Raw genomic sequence first — 1,892 nt, 5'->3', positions numbered from 1 at the left:
GGCGAACGCGGAGACCAGCTCGGGGAGACGGCCGAGTCCGGGCGCCGGTTCAAGGGAGTTGTCGTCGGGCTCGTCGGGCCGGCGCAGGAGGCCGACGGTGGCCTCGAGTTCGCGCAGTGCCGAGGCGGTGGTGCCGGTCAGGTCGGTGAGGATCTTCTCCGCCTGCTCGGGGCGGCTGCGGGTGAGGTGGGCGGCGGTTCCGGCCTGGGCGTGGGCGAGGGCCATGTGATGGGCGACGACGTCGTGCAGCTCGCGGGCGATGCGCACGCGTTCCTCGGCGACGCGGTGGCGTGCCTCCTCCTCGCGGGTGCGTTCGGCGTGATCGGCGCGGGTGCGGACGGCGTTGAGGTAGGCGCGCCGCGCCCGGACCGCCGAGCCCTGGACGACCGGCATCGCGATCCAGAACGCGGTGGGAATCGTCTTGTCCGTCCAGGGCTGGTCGTTCCGGTCGGAGAGCAGTGCCGCGAGGACGACCAGCGCGATCACGGCGAGGCAGTGGGCGCGCGCGGTCTTCTGCGGGGTGCGGACGGTCAGTTCGTAGAGCGCCACGATGACCGGAAGCAGCAGCAGGGGATTGATCGGATAGCCCAGAGCGCCGGAGACGCCGGCGCACAGCGCGGTGAACGCGACGACGGCGCGCGGGTGACCGCGCCGCCACAGCAGGGAGAGACAGGCGGCGGTCGCGATGAGCAGCCCGGGCCACCAGCCGGGTCCGCCTCTGTCGTACTGCCTGCTGGTGGCCACGTAGAGCAACAGCAGAAACGCCGCCTCGACGAGGCGGGCGTGGTGGTCGGCGAATCGCCGCCAGCTGGTCAGCATGGGTCCTCCGGTCGGGGGATCTGGTCCCATGGTCGGCCATGCGGTGGACGACGAGCCCGGCTCATGGCCGACCACGGCCGGTGAGGGCCGCCCGTGTCGGACAGGGGCGGCCCTCACCGGGCGTGCGGATCAGACGCGCACCGGGTCCTGCTGATCGCCGTCGGAGGAGGCCGGAGCCGGGGCCGGCAGGGCGGCGGCCCGGTGGGCGAGCGCCTCGCCCTCCACATCGACGCGGGGCAGCAGCCGGTCCAGCGGGCGCGGCAGCCACCAGGCCGCCCTGCCGAGCAGCGCCAGGACGGCGGGCACGAACGCCATGCGGATGACGAAGGCGTCGAACAGGACGGCACTGGCCAGACCGAAACCGACCATCTTGACCATGGACTCGCCGCCGGTCATGAAGCCGGCGAACACCGCCATCATGATCAGCGCGGCAGCCGTCACGACCCGGGCGCTGTGGCGGAAACCGGTGACGACGGCCTCGCCCGGCCGTTCCCCGTGGACGTACGCCTCGCGCATCCGGGAGACCAGGAAGACCTCGTAGTCCATGGCCAGGCCGAAGACGATGCCCACCAGCATGATCGGCATCATGCTCATGATCGGCCCGGTCTGCTCGACGCCGAGCAGTCCGGCTCCGTGGCCCTGCTGGAAGACCATGACGATCGCACCGAGGGACGCCAGGACGGACAGGAGATAGCCGAGCGCGGCCTTGAGGGGCACCAGCACGGAGCGGAAGACCAGCATCAGGAGGAGGAAGGCCAGGCCGACCACGACCGCGAGGTAGGGGACCAGCGCGTCCTGCAGTTTCTGCGCGACGTCGATGTTCAGCGCGGTGGTGCCGGTGACCTCGAAGGTCGCGCCGGCGGCGGACTCGGTCGCGGGACGCTCCTCGCGGATGGTGTGGACGAGGTCCTTCGTCCGCTCGTCGGCGGGCGCCGTGGACGGCGTGACGGACAGCACCGCGGTGTCCTGCGCCTTGTTGAAGCGGGCGGGAGAGACGGACACGACTCCCTTCGTGCCTGCGAGCCTCCCGGAGATCTCCGACACCGCGGCCTCGGGGTCGTCGGCTCCCTCGG

Annotated in this window: 2 protein-coding genes; both read right to left on the bottom strand. The window is 72.0% G+C overall.

The genetic code is table 11. The annotated features are described in order from the left end of the window. Window positions 1–819 (bottom strand): sensor histidine kinase (locus O3Q52_RS52580; protein WP_269655468.1); only part of this gene is annotated, 819 nt, incomplete at its 3' end. Window positions 820–948: 129 nt separating this feature from the next. Next, a partial coding sequence (locus tag O3Q52_RS52575) for an MMPL family transporter (RefSeq protein WP_269655467.1) occupies window positions 949–1,892 on the bottom strand: 944 nt, incomplete at its 5' end.

The organism is Streptomyces sp. ActVer (assembly GCF_027270795.1).
In the GTDB taxonomy this organism is placed as follows: domain Bacteria; phylum Actinomycetota; class Actinomycetes; order Streptomycetales; family Streptomycetaceae; genus Streptomyces; species Streptomyces umbrinus_A.
Note: the sequence above shows the minus strand (reverse complement) of the source record. Positions and strands in the feature narration are given on the sequence as shown.